This is a genomic window from Alphaproteobacteria bacterium (genome assembly GCA_015231795.1).
Classification (GTDB): Bacteria; Pseudomonadota; Alphaproteobacteria; order Rhodospirillales; family WMHbin7; genus WMHbin7.
This window is the reverse complement of record JADGAX010000015.1, coordinates 1-19,408: the sequence shown is the minus strand read 5'-3', so window position 1 is coordinate 19,408 and position 19,408 is coordinate 1. Positions and strand designations below refer to the sequence as shown.

Genomic DNA, 19,408 nt, shown 5'->3' with positions numbered 1-19,408 from the left:
TTAGCGCACAGTAGCTGGCAAGAGCGGCCCCGCATGCTTGATGCCAAGCGGTCCGCCATAAACTATGAATCGTCACGAAGTGTGAAATATGAGAAACGCAAACCGAAGCGCTGATCTTTTGTCAAAAAACAGACGTCGACCTTCCGATCAAGAAAACACGGCGCTGTCCATGGACATGGCCCATAGACAGCGCCGCAAGTCTTATCTGCGCTCTGGCGAGGGATTGGCCAGAGATAGTATCAAGCGACTACTGCTTGCGCGGCAGCAGCTTGATCACAGTGACATCGACGACGCGATTGCGTTGCTCGGCCGCTTCATCGACAGTTGAAACTTTCTGACTGGTTTCCCCAGTCCATCGCGTGTCGATATGCTCTGCCGGGACCCCGGCTGCAATCAACGCATCGCGCACCTGGTCGGCGCGTCGCTGCGACAAGGCGATATTTGATGCGGCGTCGCCAACGCGATCGGCCTTTCCGATAACTGTCACGCGGGTCATGCTGTTGTTGGTCGCGACATGGGCCACATTCTTAATGACCATCTGGCCCCTGGAATCGATATCCGTCTTGTTGGTGTCAAAGAATATCTGATACCAAGCGCCTGCCAACTCTGGATCGTTGGACATGGGAGCGGCGGATGCGGCGCGCGGCGGCGGCGACGACGCTTGCTCGGAACAGCCTGCAGCTGCGACAAGTACGAGTGACGCGGCTAGCGCCCGTATAACTTTTACTGACTGAAACATGTTGTTCTCCATAACCTGAAAATGTTGACGGTGGATTAGTTGTTAGGCTTATCGCCAAATCGGCTTTCCGAGATTGATTTGATTCTCGTTCGTGAGCGCGCCGGTTCCGGCGCCGACCGCGCCGCCGATCAGCGCGCCTTCAATGGGGGCTCCGACGAGAAAGCCGCCAAGCGCACCAACGCCGGCGCCGATGCCGCCGCCGCTTATGGCGCGATCGCCCGTTGACGAACCACAGGCGGTCAACGCCGCCAGCGTAGCAACAAGTGCTAGGGAATGAATGAAACGGTTCATAAAAGCTCTCCTATGACGAGGGTGGCAGCCGTGAAGGCGAGAAAGCGTCTTGTTGAATTTTCGGGTGACGCATCATGAGCATCGCAAAAATGACAGCTCTCTCGATGGCAATAGCCAACCGCTCAGGTGGCGTTAGTCTGTCTTACTTTATTGCCGGGCTGTATGTCTTGATAGGCTCGGAATCTACTCTAACTTGCCTGGAAATGTCGGTGCATGTCCGACACTCCCAAGACAAGCAGAGTGTTTGCCTGCTAGTTCAACAACTCGATGGAAGCGCGGCGGTTTTGCGGTTCACGCACGCCATCTGGCGTTTGCATAAGCAGATCGCCTTCACCCTTGCCATCGACGCTAATGCCATTGACGGCAACGCCATCGCGGATCAGCTCCTGCTTCACGGCATCTGCGCGTCTCATCGACAGCTTGTTGTTGTAGTCGTTCGATCCAGACGTATCGGTAAATCCGATAACCCTGATCCTGACGACCTTGCCCGCTGCGATCGCTTTCGCGGCATTTGCAATGATCTGGCGGGCTTCAGGCAACAGTTCCGTCTTGTCGAAATCGAAGAAGACCAGATAGGGAGCGGGAGGAGGCGCCGCCTTGGCCGGTGCTGGTTGCGCCTGGGCGACCCTGGGCGGCGATTCGATTTGCCCCATCGCTTTCATGAAGTCGCCGCGGCACAAAGCGATTTTGTCGAATTCCCAACCCTCATACTGCTCGTGAAGCCAGCAATCGAAGTTGGTCTGAGCGGAAGCGCTCCATACCGGATACTGAGAGGGCGCAGGGCCGCTCAGCATATGCACCAGACGACCGCGCGCCATCTTCAAATCGTTGGCGGCAACCGGGTCAGAAACCGGCCATTCGCCAAGCTCTTCCGGCGGAGGCGCCTTTCCAGATGCGGCAATAAGCCCCTTTGTGGCGAATATCTTCTGTCCAAACCAGTCGTACTCGTCTTTTTCATCCTGAGCAAAGACGCGATAATTGTTTGCCAGCGCCTGCGTGAACGGAGATCCTGTCGCCGTCGTCTTGTTCAGCTGTTCAAGCTGGTAGACGCTGCCAGGGATATATCCGTTTGCCGGAGTGCCGTTGCATGCGGCCAATCCACCTAACAAAAGTGGCGTGGCGAAAAGAATTCTTGCCTTCATGTGCGTCTTCATAATGACACTCCTAAATTGCTGCGTTGAAAATCGTGCAGCATAATTTTTGGAACATTCCAACATTTCCCACATTGCGTGGGGCATTCGCACGGCGCATCCAACTAGATTCGCCCCGTAAGCAGCAAAACAAAAACGATGACGAGAACGATGCCCATTCCGCCGCTTGGAAAGTAGCCCCATTTCGCGCTGTGCCGCCAACGCGGCAAAGCGCCGATTAGAAGCAGGATCAGAACGATAAGCAAGATTGTTCCAAGTGACATGGAGGCGCTCCTATCAGGCTGCAAGAGATGCCGAACCAAGCCGCTAGATCGCCGCCTCGCGTCACCGATATTGATTTGATTTTTTCAATGACGCTTGGTTTTTGCAGCGCCGGGGTGAGGCCCCAGCATGCGCCGAACTTGATCGGCGACCGTTCAGACATCTAATTCATCTGATGCAGAGTAACGCATGAAACTAGCGAATCGATAGCGCCGGAAACTACTCAGCTATTCCTGAATGCTTCAGGCTAGCGTTTTCCCTTTGGGGGGGGGCGGCAATGAACGCCAGTCTGGCCAGCGCAGGAAGTGATTTTGTATCTGTCTTCTTCATGATCGAGGCGCGATGATTCTCGACCGTGCGCTGGCTGATGCCCAAATCCGCGGCTATGTTCTTGCTGGGCTGGCCTGCCAGAACCATGTCCAGAATTTGACGTTCGCGCTTGGTCAACATTGCCAATGAATTTTCGGCATTCTCACGCCAATCTGAAATTATATTGGCGTCCTCAGACATCATGAGCGCCCGCTCGATGCCGTCCCGCAGCGCTGCGCGGCTAACCGGCTTTTCAATGAAATCCAAAGCGCCGGCCTTCATGGCGCGAATCGCCATCGGCACGTCGCTATAGCCGGTGATCATGATGGACGGCAGTGAATGTCCCGCATCCTTCATATGTTTCAGCAGTTCAAAACCGCTTATTCCAGGCAGGTATGCGTCAATCAACAGGCATCCCATCTGTCCGGGCCTATAGGCCTCAATAAAAGCCTCTGCGCTGTCATAATCTTGCACAGCCAGTCCCCGTTCTTCCAGGTCTGACCTTAGCGTCTGGCGAATGTGGGTGTCGTCATCTACGATGAAGACGACAGGCCGCTTGCTCTCTCTCGCAGGTTTGGCAGGCGGCAACGCCGTCTTGCATGCCATTGTCTTGGGGTTTGCAAGAAGCCGTTGAATGAGGCAGGTCATTTCCTTCACTTTAACCGGCTTGCTAAGGCGAACGAAGTCATGGCGATGAATGTCTCGCAATGTTTCGGCCGATGTATCGCCCGTCAAAATGATGACCGGAACGTCCTGGTTCAGAAGCTCGCGAAGCTTTGCGCCAATTTGGATCCCATTCATGTCGCTGGGAAGCCGCAAGTCGGTCAATACAATATCTGGCCGGAAGTTCTTTTGCGTCACCAACTCAAGGGCGCCCAAACCGTCATGGGCGCTTGCCGTGCGATGGCCACAATGACTAAGCGTAAGTTCAAGAAGATCCCGCATTTCGGAATCGTCCTCGACGATCAATATTTTGCCCTTGCTTTGCGCTTGTTCATCGCCAGCAACGCCATTGACGCTTTGCGCCGCCGTCTTCGCTGTTTTTAAAAGCGCTGCTGAAGTCATGACTTCAATGGCGAACATGGATCCTTTGCCCTTCTGGGAACGAACGCGTATCCGATTGCCAAGAAGATTACCCAAGCGTTGCACGATGGAAAGACCGAGGCCAAGGCCAAGGCGTCGCTCGCGCGCTTGATTGTCCAGCTGATGGTATTCATCGAATATCGCTTGAAGCTCGCTTTCAGGAATTCCGATTCCCGTATCCCATACTTCGATGCTGAGCATTCCGCAGTGCCGCCGACAGCCAAGCAGCACCTTGCCGTTCCTGGTGAATTTCAGGGCGTTCGACAACAGGTTTCTGATCATTTGCTCAAGCAAGGCATGGTCGCTGTGGACCAAAACCTTGCAAGGCTGAACGCGCAACTCCAATCCCTGGGCGTGGGCGAGATAGGAAAATTCGTCAGACAGTTTCATCAATAGATCATTGATCGGGAAATCGGCCATTTCAGGCAGGACATTGCCTGCTTCGATCCGGCTGATGTCCAGAAGCGTGTTCAAGATTCCAGACATGGCGCTCAAGGTCTCGTCGAGCCTTGAGACCAATTTGCGCGCATCTTCGCCCTTGACCTCTTTTTCCAATAGCCCCTGAAGCAGCGTTAAGGTTTGCAAGGGCTGGCGGATATCGTGGCTGGCGGCGGCAAGGAATCGCGATTTTGCTTCGTTCGCCAAATCGGCCTGCCGCTTTGCGACGTTCAGCGCCTCTAGGATGCGGCGACGTTCCGTGACATCGGTGAAAGTGATGACCACGCCTTCTATCAGGCCATCCTGCGTGCGGTAGGGCGAGATGCGTCGAACGTACCAAGCGCCTCCCTGGCCCTCGATCTCTCTCTCGATGGGGGCCTGTGCCCTCAGCACCTCTCTGGCGTCGTTCGGCAGCAAATTATCGGCGGCCAAGGAATGAAGATCCACAAGCGGCCGTCCGATGTCGCCGGGAATGACGCTGAAGATGGACCTAGTGGCCGGGGTGAAGAAGCGGATGTGCAGACCGGCATCAAGGAACAGCGTCGCCACGTCGGTACTGTACAAGACGTTTTGCAAATCATTGGACAAGGTGCGCTGCCGCTCCAGCGTTTCTTGCAGCTGGCTGTTCAACGCGGTTAACTCTTCGTTCAAGGATTGCAGCTCTTCCTTCGAGGCCAGCAGTTCCTCATTCGTGGACTGAAACTCCTCGTTGACCGACAACGCCTCTTCGTTGATCGCCTTCTGCTCTTCACTTGAAATTTCAAGATCGCGCGTGGTTAGCCGCAATTCTTCCTTTATTTCCTTAAGTTCGTCTTCAAGCTCAGCAACGCGCGATGACTCCCCAGGCTGGGCGTGCGCTGCGCGCTTCGCTTCTTTGCTCGGTTGGTCTATGAAGCAAATCAACAGCAGTTCTTCGCCATCGTTTGGGACCGGCTGCACGGCGATGCTAAAAGAGACGGAAGATCCATTGTTCCTGATTTGCCCGCCATCGACGGTAATGCGCGTCTTCTCCTGGTTGGCTCGCAAGACTGCCGAAGCGAGCTTCGACGACATGCCGTGTCGGACCATGGCAAGCAAATTATTCGTAAGGTGCCCCGGAGCCACGCGCAGATAGCGGTCTGTCGGACCTAGTGAATACAGGCATTCATGCTTTAGGTTTGTCAGCACGGCGGCTGGCGCATAATTCTCCAGCACCATCCGCCGGCAAGTCTCCGCCAGATAGGCCTGGCGCGACTGCGTCAGACTATGACTGGAGCGAACAGGAACGCGAACGTTGCTGTCCAGCGCTGGGCTGAAACCGCCATGTCGGCTAGGGCCTATATGACGATATAGGCGTTCCGTTTTGGAGATCACCTCGAAGCGATCCGTGTTGTTGCCAATCGTCTCTGAATTGCCTAGCAGCAGGAGACCACCCTTTACCAGGGCGAAGTGGAACAATGAAATGACCTTGGCCTGGGCCTCGGGCGACAAGTAGATCAGCAGGTTGCGGCATGAAATCATGTCGAGGCGCGAGAAGGGCGGGTCGGCCAACACGTCTTGCACCGTGAAAACTACCGATGACCGCAAGTCGGGAGCCACTCTGTAGCCGTTGCCTTCCTTGATAAAGAAGCGGGCAAGACGATCTGGCGAAACGTCGGCCTCGATCGATTCGGGGTAGAGGCCCTCGCGGGCGGTGATCACGGCATCCTCGTCGACGTCGGATGCGAATACTTGAAGCTTGACGTTGCTGTTCTGCGCCTCGATTTGTTCTTGAATGAGCATGGCGTGGGAATAGGACTCCTCGCCCGAGCTGCATCCTGCGATCCAAATGCGCAACGGTTGGTCGGTCACATGATTGCGGATTAAATCAGGAAGGATCTTTTCGGCAAGATAGTCGAAAACGGACTGATCGCGAAAAAAGTTCGTGACATTGATCAGCAAGTCCTTGGCCAACAACTGCACTTCATCGGCGTCAGTTTTCAAAACGTCAATATAGCGTTTCTTTTCTTCGGCATTGATGCCGCGCATCGCCATGCGCCGCTCGATCCTGCGCTGCAAGGTACCCGTCTTATACAGTGTGAAGTCTTGCGTTGCTTGTGCCCGCAAGATTTCAACGATCTCTCTTAGCCAAGTCCCCTCATCCGTCGATGGAGTCTGGCCTATCAGGGGCGGACCAAGATCTTGGCCATGCGCATGTTTCATCAACGCTTCTGGAATCTTGGATGCTTCGAGAACAATATCCACCATGCCTGTCGCGATGGCGCTGCGCGGCATGCCGTCGTAACCGGCCTCGTCGGGAGACTGAGCGATGACGAAACCCGAATTTTCCTTCACCGCCTTCAAGCCGATGCTGCCATCGCTTCCCGTTCCCGAAAGTATCACGCATATGGCGCGCTGCCCGCATTCCTTGGCCAACGATTGCAGCAGGAAATCGAACGGCAAACGGGCGCCGTGCCGGTCCTTGGGCTGGGAGAGGCGCAGAGCGCCCTGCTCGACCGAAAGATATCTGCCCGGCGGGATGACATAAAAATGATCGGGCTCAATCAGCATGCCGTCCGCCGCCTGTTGGACGGTTGTCGACGTGTGGCCGCTGAGCAAATCGACCATCATGCTTTCATGGGTCGGCTCAAGGTGTTGGATCAGGATAAACGCCATGCCGCTGTTGGCAGGCAAGCCAGCCACCAGCTTTTTGCAGGCTTCCAAACCGCCCGCCGAAGCGCCGATCCCAACGACAGGAAAGCCGCTTGGCTCATCCAATGAAACTTTGTTTGCTGGCAAATGATTTGCCTGGGCTTTCTTGCCGCCAGCCTTGCCTTGATGCTTGTTTGATTTTCGCATATTCGGCTTTTCCTCAAGGAGTCCTGCAGCAAATACTTACACTAAATTTAGTACTACCATACTTATTCAACTTAGGCGATGGCAATCATTCATATCGTTCACATGCCTGTGGTCAGCGTGTGAGAGCGAACAATAATCCGCTCTAGGTAATTTCCGTCTGTTTCAAGCAAGGAGGCCCATCGCTATGGTGAATAGGATCGGCTTCAATCACGTTTTATATTATGCGCTTGCCATCTGACTGTCAGTTGAGCCGCGCGCCGACGACATGCTAGGAAACCCATATGAACAAGCCATTCGCTTCCACCAAACGCGCCCTGTTGGTGGCCGCAATCATTTCCCTCTCGCCTTCGGCCTGGGCGCAAGGCCCGCAGCAGGTGATCAGCGTCATCGATGTAAGAGCCGTCACCACGGGATACCGCGCCAGTCAGGTTCTGGGCGCCAAAGTAACCAATGAAGCGAATGAAGTGCTGGGAAAGGTTGACGACCTGATCGTTTCCAGGCACGAGGTGGCCATCTATGCAGTGCTTTCTATTGGCGGCTATCTTGGTATCGGCGAAAGGCTGATCGCCGTTCGCTACGAGGATTTGAGTCCATCGGCTGACGAGCGAGGCGTCATGCTGAAGGGTGCAACGAAGGAATGGCTGAAGGCGATGCCGGAATTCGTCTATGCTCGTTGAAATCAGGTGATTTGGCGACTTCGTCACCCTGCTCATATTCTACCCATAAGCAACAACACGATGACGATGATCAGGGCGATTCCCAATCCACCGCTTGGGAAATAGCCCCAATTGACGCTGTGCGGCCAAGTTGGCAGCACGCCAACCAGCATGAGCAGCAGTATGATGATCAGAATGTTTCCTAGGCTCATAGCCCTCTCCTAAATAAGTTTGACGTATTACGGATGCGCCTTCTGCGGCTTCCAGACATGGTCAGAACGCCGCCGCAGACAGTTGTCGCGATTCCGCCAAGAAGGAACCATAACTTGTCCATGTCGTAACGCGTGGCCATGGAGTTTGATAGATATTCCGATGGCCCATTGATCGGCTGGCTTGCAAAGACAAGAAATGCCACGCCGAGAGCGAATAGAATGGCGCCTATGATCCGTTTTGCATGCATGTCGGATGCTCCGCTTTCGGTAGGCGAACGATAAGGCGATTGCGAACATTTCTAACGCCAGATGTTTCGCGCGTGATGCGCTCGGCCCTGGCGCTGATTTGCGCCGTGTCAACGCTGCCGCTTAACTGAACTAGGTTATGCGTGGATGTAACCCCAATTCCCGACGAGCCGATTTTATCGTGAATTCTCGCGGATATCGTGGCGGTTAGGGATTCATCGTTGACGGCTGCGTGAGACGTTGCAGCGTTGGACGATGAAACGAAGTCCAAGCGCGAACCCGACAAAGCGAAGACCTCCAGAAAGTTCCGCCAGGGATTAGTGTGCCGAAACATCATCTAAATCCTTTTCATGTCGCTGTAGTCAACCGCCCTATCAGGCGCGGTTGGCGCTATTTTGCACGGATTGTCGGAACTAAGTGATTCTCCGTCTGTGGTCTCGCGATCAGATGCGGCCGAACAACCGGCAAGCAGAAGAGACAGCGTCAAAACCGTGGAAACGACACGCATGGCCTCTGTCCTTCGCATTGCCGGTTAGTCCAGTTACTTGGTTAGCGTGGGCTGCACTGGAAGGAAATGACCCGGTTTCCATTGGCATCGGTGCCCATGTTGGAAATGACCTGGCGCATTCCATAGTTCATGCAGTAATTCTGGGCGGTTTGCGATACGTTCAGCAATTCCTGATCCGTCCGGTACGTGTAAGTCAGATTAGGATTGTACTGGGCGGGCTGGTAAGGATTGGGCTGCACGTAGGCCTGGGGCTGTTGCGGCGGCTTCACGCACTCGAAGACAACGGACTTGGCGCCGCCCTTGTGCTCGGGATCGTCCGATATGTTGGCCGTGCGCGGAATGGACTGATACTGGTTGCAGAAATTGGCCGCGTTTTGATTGGCCTGGACCAGTTCCTGGTCACCGCTGAACTTATAGGTCACGCTCGGATTGCTCGACTGCGTTTGCGTGGGCGAGGAATATTGAGGGCCGCAGGAGGCCAAGGTCATGCCTGCTGCCACCGTAACCGCGCAAGCGGTCAGTTGGATCTTAAGGGTTTTAGAATTAAAGGCTTTCATTTTCTTTACTCCTATTCGGCGGGGCGACAAAGCGCACACAAAGCGCGCTCTGGGCATCCGGCCTATGTTAAATCTGTAAATTCAGGCTGATAAATTCTGCAAAGATGCTTTCTTCTTTTGACGCTTCAAATTCTGCCGCGAAAGAACTTCGACCCGTCCATATCGGCTGAATTGCGGGTCGCCGAAGGCGCCGACGCTAATTCGCTCGGGCAGCACGCCGGCCTCGACCAATGCCCTGCAAACGGCTCGGGAACGCTGATCGCTCAGATCTTGATTGTTGGGATCTTTAAAGCCATCAACAGCCGCCTGAGGGAGAGGACTCCTCATCAGGTGAGGGACGATTTGCAATATTGCACTTCTGTCCTCGACCGTTAAATCTGTCTGCTTGTCATGAAAAGTGATGACGCAACAACTTTTCCAGGGTTTGTTTTTGCCGACGTGACCATGAGAACCGGTCAACTCAACAATGGCTTGTGCGCCTTTGTCGCTAATATGCTTGATTCTCTTTTTCACTGCGACCTCCTGAAAACACCTGTTTGCACGTCAATCGACCGCTCATTGCTGAAATAAGACCAGCGAGCGAGGTGGTTTCACGCCTCTACCATTGGGTAAAGCAGAGACTGGCGATAGCTTCGGAAATTACGCAGAGGCTAGCTTTGCGCCGCTGGACGATGAGAACGATGATTGTCTCAGCTTTCGCCACAGCGCAGAACGCGCTCGCTCGCCGCGCACTATTTCTGAGTAGTTTCCGAGGCTTTCGTCACAGTCTATGCAATGAATATCTATAACTCATACTTGGATGACACTGCTTGGACTGCGCCGTCAATTTCCGGCGTCACCTTGCAAATTCCGTTTTATTAAACTTGATTGTTGCGGAGACGGCATATGCTCAATTCTGGCCTCCCCCAGATTAATCATCTTCTCGCAGCGCTTCCTGCAGAAGAATGCTCTCGCATTCTTCCCCATATTGAACTGGTCGAATTGCCACTTGGCCACACGGTTTGCGAATCTGGCGACGAAATGCGTCACGTCTTCTTTCCAACCAATTCGATCATATCGTTGCTGAATGTGATGGAAGACGGTTCATCTGCTGAAATCGCCGTCGTCGGCAATGAAGGCATTGTCGGAATCTCCAATTTTATGGGAGGGAAGACAACGCCCAGCCGGGCCATCGTGCAAAGCGCCGGAAACGCTTACCGCCTTAAAATCCAGTTGCTGAAAGACGAGTTCAATCGGTCGCCAAATTTTCGCAGTCTGCTTTTGCGCTATACCCAGGCATTGTTGACGCAGATGGCGCAAACTGCGGTATGCAATCGCCACCATTCCTTGGATCAGCAACTTTGTCGCTGGTTGCTGCTTAGTCTCGATCGCTTGCCTGGCAACGAACTCATTATGACGCAGGAATTGATCGCCAACATGCTGGGCGTGCGTCGAGAAGGCGTCACTGAGGCGGCTGGAAAGCTGCAAAAGGCAGGCCTGATCGAATACAGCCGCGGTCATATTACCGTAATCGACCGTCCTGGTCTCGAAGCGCGCGCTTGCGAATGCTATGCCGTCGTGAAGAAAGAACTCGACCGTCTTCTTCCTGCCACTGAGACAATGCAATAGGCATCTGGGGCAGCCACCGGCCGGACTCGCGGCTGCTATGTGCGCCAGCGCACCGACCCTCCGACGCTTTGCGTTTATCCTGTGAATCGAATTCCCACGTCAATTTTAACTGGAGACATTCCCCATGAACAGTTTCAGCAAGTATCTTTCCGCATTCATGCTGGCTTTGGTTTTATTGCCAGCCGCCGGATGCGCGCCGACGTCGAAACAAGAGAGTACGGGCGAGTATGTCGATGACAGCGTCATTACGACAAAGGTCAAAACGGCCATCCTTGAAGATCCAGCCTTGAAAGTTGCCGAAATCAATGTCGAAACTTTCAAGGGCGTCGTTCAGCTAAGCGGCTTTGTGAGTTCGCGCGATGCGGCGAACAAGGCGGTTGGCGTTGCCCGCGGCGTGTCTGGCGTGAAATCCGTCAGGGACGACATGCGGATCAAGTAAACACATATTTCTGCGCCCAGCAGTCATTTGTTTTCTTGGGCGCGGAACCATTCTCACGCTTTGATCCAACCTATAAAGGAACTGCTATGAACAAAATTCATGTTGGCCTGATCGCGTTGTTGCTTGCCTCGGCCAGCAGCGCAAGCGCCTTGGCCCAAGGCATGCCTGAAAGCGACTACAAGATGACCAAGGAAAAGATTGCAGCTGATCTCAAGTCGGCGAAATCTCTTTGCGGTTCGTCCGCCGGCAATCAAAACGACATTTGCATGGCTGAAGCCAATGGCAAGGAAAAGATAGCGCGCGCCGAACTGGAAGCGGCTTACATGCCAACCGGCAAGACCCGCTATCAGGTCCGCGTCGCCAAGGCGGAGGCGGAATTCGCCGTTGCCCGGGAACGCTGCGACGAGCTGACGGGGACCGCCAAAAGCGCCTGCGTCAAGGATGCAAAGCTGGCTGAGGACGCGGGGAAAGCTGATGCAAAGTCGCGAATGAACGCCGCCGACTCCAGCCCCACGGCGGGCGAGTACATTGACGACAGCGTCATCACGGCCAAGGTCAAGGCCGCCATCCTTGAGGAACCGACATTGAAGGTGGCCGAGATCAATGTCGAGACATACAAGGGTATCGTCCAATTGAGCGGCTTCGTTACGTCTCAAGATTCAGCCACCAAGGCCGTCGAGGTTGCCGGTAAGATTAGCGGCGTGACCTCGGTCAAGAACGACATGCGTCTTAAGTAATCTGCCGTCAGCCGCTGCCGGACACTATGCTGGCAGCGGCGTGGCAGAGTTTGTTCTGAGTATTTTCTGTCCTGATCTTGTATTCACCCAACAGACCAGATGCAAGGCGCGAAGCGTTCAGTAAGCCAGTCTCTGGTTATGGGGGCGCTCCAGTGTTCCTGAGGGGGTGCGAGGCCCGAGCTGAGACGCGTCACGCTCCAGATAGGTGCGGATGAAGCTTTGCTGCAATTTGAAGTCTTTGGGGTCGTTAGTGGCAAGAAGGCTTTCCGGCAGGCCGCCATGCAGCCAAGGGCGATGGTGATCGACTTGCGCTTGGCCAACCCCAAATGTACCAAACGGCCCCATGGCCTCATACTCGAACCGCTGACCAAGGTTTCTCCAGTTATTTCTCCCCCTCAATCCGCAACTATGAGTGTCTGGCGTCGATGACTGCGCTGGCGCATGATCTCGCCATGACTGATGCAAATTCCAAGGAATTGCCGCTACTGAAACGCCCCGTGAAAGCAGGGCAGGCGGAGCCGGTTGGGTTGACCCCAATTGTCGGGCGGCAAAAGGAGTCTTTGCCGCTCCCTGACGTCGGTGGGCGGGAGAGCGGCGGCCCTCAGGGGGCGGAGCCGACACGCTTTGGCGATTGGGAACGCAAGGGACGTTGCAGCGATTTCTAAAGCACGGCCTTGCAACCATTATCTGTTTTGTATAAATTCCTTTTATGTTCTATATAAATTCCTATACTGACTTGACGTGCTCCTTAAATCGCGTTATACGATAGCGCATGATAGTCACATTCATATTACGGGTGTTTGTTTTGGCATCAGCCTTCTCGGCATTAGCTGTCGGCGAATCTGTTGCGATTGACCGTTTGGCGGGTCCCATTCCCGCCCAAGTGCTGCGGGTGGTTGATGGCGATACGATTCTTGTTAGGGCGCATATCTGGCTTGGGCAGGAGGTGGAAACCTCGGTCCGTCTGTTTGGCACGGACGCGCCGGAACTGAAGGCCCGTTGTCCATCCGAGCGCGAGAAGGCTTTGGCGGCCAGACAATTTCTGATGGCTCGCATCGAGGGCGGCGTGGTGCAGTTGCGCGACATTCTGACCGACAAATATGGTGGCCGAGTCTTGGCGCAGGTTCAGGACTCCTCGGGCGCCGATTTGTCGGCGGAACTGGTCAAGGCCGGTTTGGCGCGCCGCTACAATGGCGGCGAACGACAATCTTGGTGCGCGGTGGGGGAATAGCGCAGGTTCTGCGCTTCCAATGAAAACGGCGCGGGGGACACCCGCGCCGCTTCATCGAATGGCCGAAGCGTAAGGACTACGCCCGGTTCATGCGGTTGTCGATCAGGTCTTCGACCACGGTCGGATCGGCCAGGGTCGAAGTGTCGCCCAGCGCGTCATACTCGTTGGCCGCGATCTTGCGCAGAATGCGGCGCATGATCTTGCCCGAGCGGGTCTTGGGTAGGCCCGGCGCCCACTGGATCAGATCCGGCGAGGCGATGGGGCCGATTTCCTTGCGGACCCAATTGACCAGTTCCTTGCGCAGTTCTTCCGACGTGGCTTCGCCCGCCTTCAAGGTGACATAGGCGTAGATGCCTTGGCCCTTGATGTCGTGCGGATAGCCGACCACGGCGGCCTCGGCCACCTTGGGATGGGCGACCAGGGCGCTTTCGACCTCGGCGGTGCCCATGCGGTGACCAGAAACATTGATCACGTCATCGACGCGCCCCGTGATCCAGTAATAGCCGTCGGCATCGCGCCGGCAGCCGTCACCGGTGAAGTACATGCCCTTGTAGGTCGAGAAATAGGTCTGCACGAAGCGTTCGTGATCGCCGAACACCGTGCGCATCTGACCCGGCCATGAATCGGCGATGCACAGATTGCCTTCGGTGGCCCCCTGAAGCTCCTTGCCTTCGGCATCGACGATGACCGGCTGCACGCCGAAGAAGGGCAGGGTGGCCGAACCCGGCTTCTGGGCGATGGCGCCCGGCAAGGGCGTGATCAGGATGCCGCCGGTTTCGGTCTGCCACCAGGTATCGACGATCGGGCAGCGCTCGTCGCCGACATTCTTGTAGTACCACAGCCAGGCTTCGGGATTGATCGGCTCGCCGACCGAACCCAACAGGCGCAAGCTGGCGCGGCTGGTTTTCTTGACCGGCGCCTCGCCTTCGCGCATCAGGGCGCGGATGGCGGTGGGGGCGGTGTAGAAGATGTTGACCTTGTGCTTGTCGACCACCTGCCAGAAGCGGGACGCGTCGGGATAGTTGGGGATGCCTTCAAACATCAGCGAAATGGCGCCGTTGGCCAAGGGGCCATAGACGATGTAGCTGTGGCCGGTGACCCAACCCACGTCGGCGGTGCACCAATAGACGTCGCCGTCGTGATAGTCGAAGACGTACTGGTGCGTCATCGAGGCGTAGACCATATAGCCGCCGGTGCTGTGCAGTACGCCCTTGGGCTTGCCGGTCGATCCCGAAGTGTAGAGGATGAACAGCGGGTCTTCGGCGCTCAATTCTGCGGGCGGGCAGTCGGGCGAAGCCGCAGCGCAGACATCGTGATACCAAACATCGCGCCCCGCCTTCATGGCGACATTGCCGCCGGTGCGCTTGACCACGATCACGCTTTTGATGCTGGGGCAGGTTTCCAGGGCCTTGTCGGCATTGGCCTTCAAGGGCACCTTGCGCCCGCCGCGCAAGCCTTCATCCGAGGTGATCAGCATGTTGGAATCGCAGTCCTGGATGCGATTGGACAGCGAATCCGGCGAGAATCCGCCGAAGACCACCGAATGGATGGCGCCGATGCGCGCGCAGGCCAGCATGGCCACCGCCGCTTCCGGAATCATCGGCAGGTAAATGGTGACGCGGTCGCCCTTTTTGACGCCCTGGGCCTTCATGGCGTTGGCTAGGCGGCAGGTGCGCTCGTGCAGATCGCGATAAGTGATGCTCGCACTTTCGTTGGGATCGTCGCCTTCCCAGATGATGGCGGTCTGATCGCCGCGCTTGGCCAGATGGCGGTCCAGGCAGTTGGCCGAGGCGTTCAGCGTGCCGTCTTCGAACCATTTGATATGGACGTCATGCGGATCGTAAGAGACGTCCTTGACCTTGGTGAAGGGCTTGATCCAGTCAATGCGCTTGCCTTCCTTGCCCCAGAAGGCAGAGGGGTCCTTGACCGACTGTTCGTACATGGCCTTGTACTTGGCCTCGTCGATCCAAGCCCCTTTGGCAGCTTCCGCGCTGACGGGGAAGATATGTTGGTCTGACATAGTTGGATGTTCTCCCTTCATCCTTGTGATCTTGGAATGCCCAGCCCTTACGCGCTGGCAAACCGGTGCGATGGGCCGATTATGCCACGAAAAGTGGCTATGACAAGGGCTGGACTAGAATCGTTTCATTAGAGATTTCAAAGGGAAGCGGGGTCAGAGTTTTCCCTTTGCATGGCCCCATGGTGCAAAGGCCAGTTTCAGGGGTGAAGCGCGCCCCGTGCATGGTGCATAGGATGTCGGTTTGGGAATAATCGAGGAACCTGTCTTCCTGCCAGTTCAAAGGGGCGCCCGTATGGGGGCAGGAATTGACGTAGGCGCGGATCAAGGGGCCGATGCGCACAACGAAGCCCGAGACAATAGTTCCGTCGGCCTTTTCGATGACGAAGGCCCTGGCGCCGGGATTGGGAATGTCGGCCAACGGGATCCTATACACGCATTATCCTTATGGTTGAATCGATTACCCTTAAGCGTAGATTGTCGTCTGGACATTGTCGCCAACTACAAGGGGCTTGTGAAGAAGAATGCCGATTGTCTGGCGAGAGCAAATGAGCGTGGGCATAAAGGTCATCGACGCCGATCACCGGCATTTGATCGACATCATCAACCAGCTTGAAGTCGTCATCCAGAAAGAGGAAACCAAGCAAGGGGATTGCGATGACGGGCTTCGCGTTCTCTTTGGCCGCTTGCGGGCCTATACGCGCGAGCATTTTTCGCGCGAGGAGGGGATGCAATCGACGTCGCACTACAAGGGGCTTCGCGAAAATCACGACGACCACCGCCGCTTGATGGCGGATCTTGAGGATTTGTCCAAGCGTTTCATGGATGGCGAAACCGCCGACCCGCCGGTCAGCAACGAGGAGATGCTGGAATTCCTGCGCCACTGGCTGGTCGACCACATCATCAAGATCGATCTGAAGATGCGCGGCCATCCCATTCGGGCGCAGTATTGGTAAAAGGGTTTACAGGCCGCCCATTGCCAGCAGTCGCTTCCAGGTCATTTCCTCCAGCGGCGTCACCGACAGGCGCGACTGGCGAACCAAGGCGATGTCCTTGAGCGTCGGTTCCGCCTTGATCTCGGCCAAACTTACCGGACGGGGCAGAGGCTTTGCCGCCTTCACATCGACACATACCCATTTGCCTGTTGTGTCGGTGGGATCAAGATAGGCTTCGCGCACGATTTCCACGATGCCCACGATGCTGCGTTCGGTCACGGAATGATAGAACAGGGCCAGATCGCCCAGCCGCATGGTCCGTAGATTCTTGGCCGCCTGATGATTGCGAACACCCGTCCAGGGTTCCACGCCCTTCTTGACCTGATCAGACCAGCTCCAGCTTTCCGGTTCCGACTTCAATAGCCAGTAATTCACGGAAAGACCTTTTTATAGGGCCAGACGTCGCAGCTTTCGAACAGGCCTGCCTTGCCATAGGGATCGCCGTCGAGATAACGCTGGGCTTCCTCTCGGTCTTCCAGGTCCATGATCAGCAGGCTGCCTGCCATGCTTTGCCCATCGGCGCCGAAGATGGGACCGGCGGTGACGATTTTCGAGACCCAGCTTTCCTTGATGTAGGCGAGATGGGCCTCGCGGTTGGCCAAGCGCACGGGCAGGGCGTCTTTCTTGTCGCGGCACAGAATGGCGAACAGCATTGTTTCAAACCTCGCTTTTGAAGGGGCGCGACAACAGGGCTTCGATAGTGGCGTTCAGGTTAGCGCCTTGGTTGAGAACGGCATCGACAGCCAAGGCGATCGGCAGGTCTATGCCAACCTTGACGCCCAGGGCCACGGTGGAGGCGGCGCTGGCGACGCCCTCGGCGACCGATTGCTTGCCCGCCAGGGCCTCGGCCAATGTCTTGCCCTGGCCCAGCGCCATGCCGACGGAAAAGTTGCGAGATTGAGTGGAACTGGCCGTCAGGATCAAATCGCCCAGGCCCGAAAGCCCCATCAGCGTTTCCGCCTTGCCGCCCTTGGCCACGGCCAGGCGCACGATCTCGGCCATGCCCCTGGTGATCAGGGCGGCCCTGGCATTGTCGCCGAAACCTTTGCCGGTCACGATGCCGCAGGCGATGGCCAGCACGTTTTTGACCGCTCCGCCCACTTCGGCCCCGATGGGATCATCGGACAGATAGGGGCGAAAACTGCGCGTGCCCAGGGACTGAACCAGCTTGTTTCCCAGCTTGGCGTTCTTGCAGGCCAGGGTGACGGCGGTCGGCAGGCCCCTGGCCACCTCGGCGGCGAAGGTGGGGCCGGACAGCACCGCTTGCGGGGCTTGGGGCAGGACTTCGGCGGCCACCTCGGTCATCAGGGCCAACGAGCCTTGTTCGATCCCTTTGGCGCAGATCACGATGGGCAGACCTTGCGGCCAGCCCTTGGCGAAAGCCTGCAAGGTTGGACGCAGAAATTGGGCGGGCGCGACCGCCAGAATGGCATCGGCGCCCAGGATGGCGTCGGGGTCGGTGACCGCCTTGATGCCGGGATCGAGTTTCAGGCCGGGCAGGAAGATCGGGTTTTCATGTCTGGTTTGGATGGCCTGGGCGACCTCGGTCTCATGGGCCCAAACCGTCACTTCAAGCCCGGAACGTCTGGCCGAAACGGCCAACGCCGTGCCCCAGGCGCCTGCTCCGATGATTCCGATATGGGTCATTTTACGCATTTTGGTACCGACTTGCTTATTGCATCAACCGCCGCCATGATTGCAGAAAAGAGGGCAAGATAAAACATGGGGCTGCCAAGAAAGATTCATTACGGCTGGTTCATCGTTCCCATCGGCACGATGACCGTCTTCGTGGCCCTGGGGCTGGGCCGCTTCGCGCTTGGCATGCTGCTGCCCTCGATGGGGGTCTCGCTTGACCTGTCCTATGACGAAATGGGCTATATCAGCACAGGAAACTTCATCGGCTATCTTCTGGCCGTGCTGATGGCGGGTGCCCTGGTGCGCCGGATGGGGGCGCGCAAAGCCATCGCCTTGGGATTGTTCCTGGTCGGCGCGTCGATGCTGCTGGTTGGGCGGGCCGACGGTTTCGTGGCCGTTCTGATCCTCTATGTCTTGACCGGCGCTGGTTCGGCGGCCGCCAATGTGCCGATCATGGGTTTGGTCTCGCACTGGTTCGCCAGACATGTGCGAGGCCGCGCCGCCGGTTTCATGGTGATCGGTTCGGGCTTCGCCATCATGTTTGCAGGGCTGACGATTCCGTTCCTCAATCAAACCTACGGTGCTGAAGGTTGGCGCATCGGTTGGACCTTGCTGGGGGCGATCTCGTTGGCGGGGGCGATGTTGGCCTATGCGGTGTTGCGCAATCATCCCGAGGATTTGGGGATTCAGCCAGTGGGCGGCGAGCCGCCGCCCTTGCCGCCCGGTCATGTGCCGCAAGCAAAGACCAATGCCAAGCGGTTCCTGCTCCATCTGGGAGCCATCTATTTTCTGTATGGCGCCACCTATGCCGTGTTCGCCACCTTCATGGTGACGACGCTGGTGCGCGATTTCGGTTTCAGCGAGGCGGAGGCCGGGCGGTTCTGGATTTGGGTGGGCGGGCTAAGCCTGCTCTCCGGCCCATTGTTCGGAAGCCTGTCCGACCGGCTGGGCCGCAAAGTTGGCTTGATGTTGCCCTACACGATGCACATGACGGCCTATGCCCTGGTGGCGATGCATCCCGACGCATGGGGGATCTATCTGGCGATCGCCTTGTTCGGCGGCTCCGCCTGGGCGGTGCCCGGCATCATGGCGGTGGTGGTGGGCGACGTGTTGGGGCCTGCGCTGGCCGTGAAGGGATTCGGCACCATCACCGTCATTTTCGGCATGGGCCAGATTGCTGGCCCCGCCCTGGCGGGCATCATCGCCGAAGCCAATGGCAGTTTTGGCGTCGCCTATTGGATGATTTCTGGTCTGGCAGGTCTGGCGATCCTGCTGACGGCAGTCTTGAAATTTCCCAGCGCATCCGAGCAGGGATAACGACCTGCCATAGGTTTTAAAGACTTAATTCTTGACGCCAGACTTATTGTCGTGTAAGCCGTAAGCATTACCGCCCTTACTGCGACCAAAAGCCGCCCTGGCATCTGCCCGGGCGGCTTTTCGCGTTTGGGCTTCACACTCACACCAACGCAAAGGAGGAC

Annotated in this window: 23 protein-coding genes; 8 read left to right on the top strand and 15 right to left on the bottom strand. The window is 56.6% G+C overall.

Annotated elements, in window-relative coordinates:
• Nucleotides 1-247 precede the first annotated feature (247 nt).
• The 5 genes from HQL44_17365 to HQL44_17345 all read right to left on the bottom strand — a co-directional run bounded on the left by HQL44_17365 (nucleotide 248) and on the right by HQL44_17345 (nucleotide 7,089).
• Nucleotides 248-751, bottom strand: coding sequence for an OmpA family protein (locus tag HQL44_17365; GenBank protein ID MBF0270353.1), 504 nt, complete (start codon nucleotides 749-751; stop codon nucleotides 248-250).
• A 36-nt stretch (nucleotides 752-787) separates the two neighbouring features.
• Entirely contained in the window at nucleotides 788-1,030 is a 243-nt protein-coding gene (locus HQL44_17360; GenBank protein MBF0270352.1) for a hypothetical protein, read from the bottom strand.
• A 251-nt stretch (nucleotides 1,031-1,281) separates the two neighbouring features.
• Nucleotides 1,282-2,256: an OmpA family protein gene (locus HQL44_17355; protein MBF0270351.1), complete on the bottom strand. Its 975-nt coding sequence runs from the start codon at nucleotides 2,254-2,256 to the stop codon at nucleotides 1,282-1,284.
• 29 nt (nucleotides 2,257-2,285) lie between these two features.
• Nucleotides 2,286-2,444, bottom strand: coding sequence for a DUF3309 domain-containing protein (locus HQL44_17350; protein MBF0270350.1), 159 nt, complete (start codon nucleotides 2,442-2,444; stop codon nucleotides 2,286-2,288).
• 217 nt (nucleotides 2,445-2,661) lie between these two features.
• The gene (locus HQL44_17345) at nucleotides 2,662-7,089 is read right to left on the bottom strand and encodes a response regulator (protein ID MBF0270349.1); all 4,428 of its coding nucleotides are present in this window, start codon (nucleotides 7,087-7,089) and stop codon (nucleotides 2,662-2,664) included.
• Between the two features lie 281 nt (nucleotides 7,090-7,370).
• On the opposite strand from HQL44_17345, the gene HQL44_17340 reads away from it, so the two are divergent.
• Complete coding sequence (locus HQL44_17340) at nucleotides 7,371-7,766, top strand: PRC-barrel domain-containing protein (GenBank protein MBF0270348.1); 396 nt, start codon at nucleotides 7,371-7,373, stop codon at nucleotides 7,764-7,766.
• A 32-nt stretch (nucleotides 7,767-7,798) separates the two neighbouring features.
• On the opposite strand, the gene HQL44_17335 is transcribed toward HQL44_17340, so the two are convergent.
• From HQL44_17335 to HQL44_17315, 5 genes are all read right to left on the bottom strand, one after another.
• A complete protein-coding gene (locus tag HQL44_17335; protein MBF0270347.1) occupies nucleotides 7,799-7,957 on the bottom strand; it encodes a DUF3309 domain-containing protein in 159 nt (52 codons plus the stop codon).
• Nucleotides 7,954-8,160 (bottom strand): hypothetical protein, encoded by a 207-nt coding sequence (locus HQL44_17330; GenBank protein ID MBF0270346.1) that lies wholly within the window; start codon nucleotides 8,158-8,160, stop codon nucleotides 7,954-7,956. The genes HQL44_17335 and HQL44_17330 overlap by 4 nt, the downstream gene beginning before the upstream one ends.
• 23 nt (nucleotides 8,161-8,183) lie before the next feature.
• A complete protein-coding gene (locus tag HQL44_17325) occupies nucleotides 8,184-8,540 on the bottom strand; it encodes a BON domain-containing protein (GenBank protein MBF0270345.1) in 357 nt (118 codons plus the stop codon).
• Between the two features lie 212 nt (nucleotides 8,541-8,752).
• Nucleotides 8,753-9,268: a hypothetical protein gene (locus tag HQL44_17320; protein ID MBF0270344.1), complete on the bottom strand. Its 516-nt coding sequence runs from the start codon at nucleotides 9,266-9,268 to the stop codon at nucleotides 8,753-8,755.
• Nucleotides 9,269-9,349: 81 nt separating this feature from the next.
• Nucleotides 9,350-9,781: an OmpA family protein gene (locus HQL44_17315; GenBank protein ID MBF0270343.1), complete on the bottom strand. Its 432-nt coding sequence runs from the start codon at nucleotides 9,779-9,781 to the stop codon at nucleotides 9,350-9,352.
• A 372-nt stretch (nucleotides 9,782-10,153) separates the two neighbouring features.
• Between HQL44_17315 and HQL44_17310 the strand changes: the two genes are divergently transcribed.
• The 5 genes from HQL44_17310 to HQL44_17290 all read left to right on the top strand — a co-directional run bounded on the left by HQL44_17310 (nucleotide 10,154) and on the right by HQL44_17290 (nucleotide 13,283).
• A complete protein-coding gene (locus tag HQL44_17310) occupies nucleotides 10,154-10,876 on the top strand; it encodes a Crp/Fnr family transcriptional regulator (GenBank protein MBF0270342.1) in 723 nt (240 codons plus the stop codon).
• Between the two features lie 124 nt (nucleotides 10,877-11,000).
• Nucleotides 11,001-11,315 carry a BON domain-containing protein gene (locus HQL44_17305; GenBank protein ID MBF0270341.1) on the top strand — a complete coding sequence of 105 codons (315 nt, stop codon included), beginning with the start codon at nucleotides 11,001-11,003 and terminating at the stop codon, nucleotides 11,313-11,315.
• A 488-nt stretch (nucleotides 11,316-11,803) separates the two neighbouring features.
• Nucleotides 11,804-12,052: a BON domain-containing protein gene (locus tag HQL44_17300; protein MBF0270340.1), complete on the top strand. Its 249-nt coding sequence runs from the start codon at nucleotides 11,804-11,806 to the stop codon at nucleotides 12,050-12,052.
• A 452-nt stretch (nucleotides 12,053-12,504) separates the two neighbouring features.
• Nucleotides 12,505-12,717: a DUF1674 domain-containing protein gene (locus tag HQL44_17295; GenBank protein ID MBF0270339.1), complete on the top strand. Its 213-nt coding sequence runs from the start codon at nucleotides 12,505-12,507 to the stop codon at nucleotides 12,715-12,717.
• A 107-nt stretch (nucleotides 12,718-12,824) separates the two neighbouring features.
• Entirely contained in the window at nucleotides 12,825-13,283 is a 459-nt protein-coding gene (locus HQL44_17290; GenBank protein MBF0270338.1) for a thermonuclease family protein, read from the top strand.
• A 76-nt stretch (nucleotides 13,284-13,359) separates the two neighbouring features.
• Here the strand turns inward: HQL44_17290 and acs are convergent, their stop codons facing one another.
• Nucleotides 13,360-15,303, bottom strand: coding sequence for an acetate--CoA ligase (acs, locus tag HQL44_17285; GenBank protein MBF0270337.1), 1,944 nt, complete (start codon nucleotides 15,301-15,303; stop codon nucleotides 13,360-13,362).
• Between the two features lie 97 nt (nucleotides 15,304-15,400).
• Nucleotides 15,401-15,736 carry a Rieske 2Fe-2S domain-containing protein gene (locus tag HQL44_17280; GenBank protein ID MBF0270336.1) on the bottom strand — a complete coding sequence of 112 codons (336 nt, stop codon included), beginning with the start codon at nucleotides 15,734-15,736 and terminating at the stop codon, nucleotides 15,401-15,403.
• A 112-nt stretch (nucleotides 15,737-15,848) separates the two neighbouring features.
• Here HQL44_17280 and HQL44_17275 point away from each other — a divergent pair, with 112 nt between their 5' ends.
• Nucleotides 15,849-16,256, top strand: coding sequence for a hemerythrin family protein (locus HQL44_17275; protein MBF0270335.1), 408 nt, complete (start codon nucleotides 15,849-15,851; stop codon nucleotides 16,254-16,256).
• 6 nt (nucleotides 16,257-16,262) lie between these two features.
• On the opposite strand, the gene HQL44_17270 is transcribed toward HQL44_17275, so the two are convergent.
• The 3 genes from HQL44_17270 to HQL44_17260 are packed head-to-tail and all read right to left on the bottom strand — an operon-like array spanning nucleotide 16,263 to nucleotide 17,942.
• Nucleotides 16,263-16,670, bottom strand: a complete 408-nt coding sequence (locus HQL44_17270) for an EVE domain-containing protein (GenBank protein ID MBF0270334.1) — start codon at nucleotides 16,668-16,670, stop codon at nucleotides 16,263-16,265.
• Nucleotides 16,667-16,948 carry a YciI family protein gene (locus HQL44_17265; GenBank protein MBF0270333.1) on the bottom strand — a complete coding sequence of 94 codons (282 nt, stop codon included), beginning with the start codon at nucleotides 16,946-16,948 and terminating at the stop codon, nucleotides 16,667-16,669. The genes HQL44_17270 and HQL44_17265 overlap by 4 nt, the downstream gene beginning before the upstream one ends.
• A gap of 4 nt (nucleotides 16,949-16,952) precedes the next feature.
• On the bottom strand, nucleotides 16,953-17,942 hold the full coding sequence (locus tag HQL44_17260) for an NAD(P)-dependent glycerol-3-phosphate dehydrogenase (GenBank protein ID MBF0270332.1): 990 nt from the start codon (nucleotides 17,940-17,942) through the stop codon (nucleotides 16,953-16,955).
• Between the two features lie 75 nt (nucleotides 17,943-18,017).
• Between HQL44_17260 and HQL44_17255 the strand changes: the two genes are divergently transcribed.
• Nucleotides 18,018-19,247, top strand: coding sequence for a YbfB/YjiJ family MFS transporter (locus HQL44_17255; GenBank protein MBF0270331.1), 1,230 nt, complete (start codon nucleotides 18,018-18,020; stop codon nucleotides 19,245-19,247).
• Nucleotides 19,248-19,408 lie beyond the last annotated feature (161 nt).

What these genes read in the sequence shown, in the direction of transcription:
- HQL44_17265 (MBF0270333.1), bottom strand. Translation starts at nt 16,948, where the DNA reads ATGCTGTTCGCCATTCTGTGCCGCGACAAGAAAGACGCCCTGCCCGTG.
- HQL44_17350 (MBF0270350.1), bottom strand. Translation starts at nt 2,444, where the DNA reads ATGTCACTTGGAACAATCTTGCTTATCGTTCTGATCCTGCTTCTAATC.
- HQL44_17365 (MBF0270353.1), bottom strand. Translation starts at nt 751, where the DNA reads ATGGAGAACAACATGTTTCAGTCAGTAAAAGTTATACGGGCGCTAGCC.
- HQL44_17255 (MBF0270331.1), top strand. Translation starts at nt 18,018, where the DNA reads ATGGGGCTGCCAAGAAAGATTCATTACGGCTGGTTCATCGTTCCCATC.
- HQL44_17325 (MBF0270345.1), bottom strand. Translation starts at nt 8,540, where the DNA reads ATGATGTTTCGGCACACTAATCCCTGGCGGAACTTTCTGGAGGTCTTC.
- HQL44_17260 (MBF0270332.1), bottom strand. Translation starts at nt 17,942, where the DNA reads ATGACCCATATCGGAATCATCGGAGCAGGCGCCTGGGGCACGGCGTTG.
- HQL44_17335 (MBF0270347.1), bottom strand. Translation starts at nt 7,957, where the DNA reads ATGAGCCTAGGAAACATTCTGATCATCATACTGCTGCTCATGCTGGTT.
- HQL44_17320 (MBF0270344.1), bottom strand. Translation starts at nt 9,268, where the DNA reads ATGAAAGCCTTTAATTCTAAAACCCTTAAGATCCAACTGACCGCTTGC.
- HQL44_17360 (MBF0270352.1), bottom strand. Translation starts at nt 1,030, where the DNA reads ATGAACCGTTTCATTCATTCCCTAGCACTTGTTGCTACGCTGGCGGCG.
- HQL44_17305 (MBF0270341.1), top strand. Translation starts at nt 11,001, where the DNA reads ATGAACAGTTTCAGCAAGTATCTTTCCGCATTCATGCTGGCTTTGGTT.
- HQL44_17310 (MBF0270342.1), top strand. Translation starts at nt 10,154, where the DNA reads ATGCTCAATTCTGGCCTCCCCCAGATTAATCATCTTCTCGCAGCGCTT.
- HQL44_17290 (MBF0270338.1), top strand. Translation starts at nt 12,825, where the DNA reads ATGATAGTCACATTCATATTACGGGTGTTTGTTTTGGCATCAGCCTTC.
- HQL44_17275 (MBF0270335.1), top strand. Translation starts at nt 15,849, where the DNA reads ATGAGCGTGGGCATAAAGGTCATCGACGCCGATCACCGGCATTTGATC.
- HQL44_17345 (MBF0270349.1), bottom strand. Translation starts at nt 7,089, where the DNA reads ATGCGAAAATCAAACAAGCATCAAGGCAAGGCTGGCGGCAAGAAAGCC.
- HQL44_17355 (MBF0270351.1), bottom strand. Translation starts at nt 2,256, where the DNA reads ATGTGGGAAATGTTGGAATGTTCCAAAAATTATGCTGCACGATTTTCA.
- HQL44_17340 (MBF0270348.1), top strand. Translation starts at nt 7,371, where the DNA reads ATGAACAAGCCATTCGCTTCCACCAAACGCGCCCTGTTGGTGGCCGCA.
- HQL44_17300 (MBF0270340.1), top strand. Translation starts at nt 11,804, where the DNA reads ATGAACGCCGCCGACTCCAGCCCCACGGCGGGCGAGTACATTGACGAC.
- HQL44_17295 (MBF0270339.1), top strand. Translation starts at nt 12,505, where the DNA reads ATGACTGATGCAAATTCCAAGGAATTGCCGCTACTGAAACGCCCCGTG.
- acs (MBF0270337.1), bottom strand. Translation starts at nt 15,303, where the DNA reads ATGTCAGACCAACATATCTTCCCCGTCAGCGCGGAAGCTGCCAAAGGG.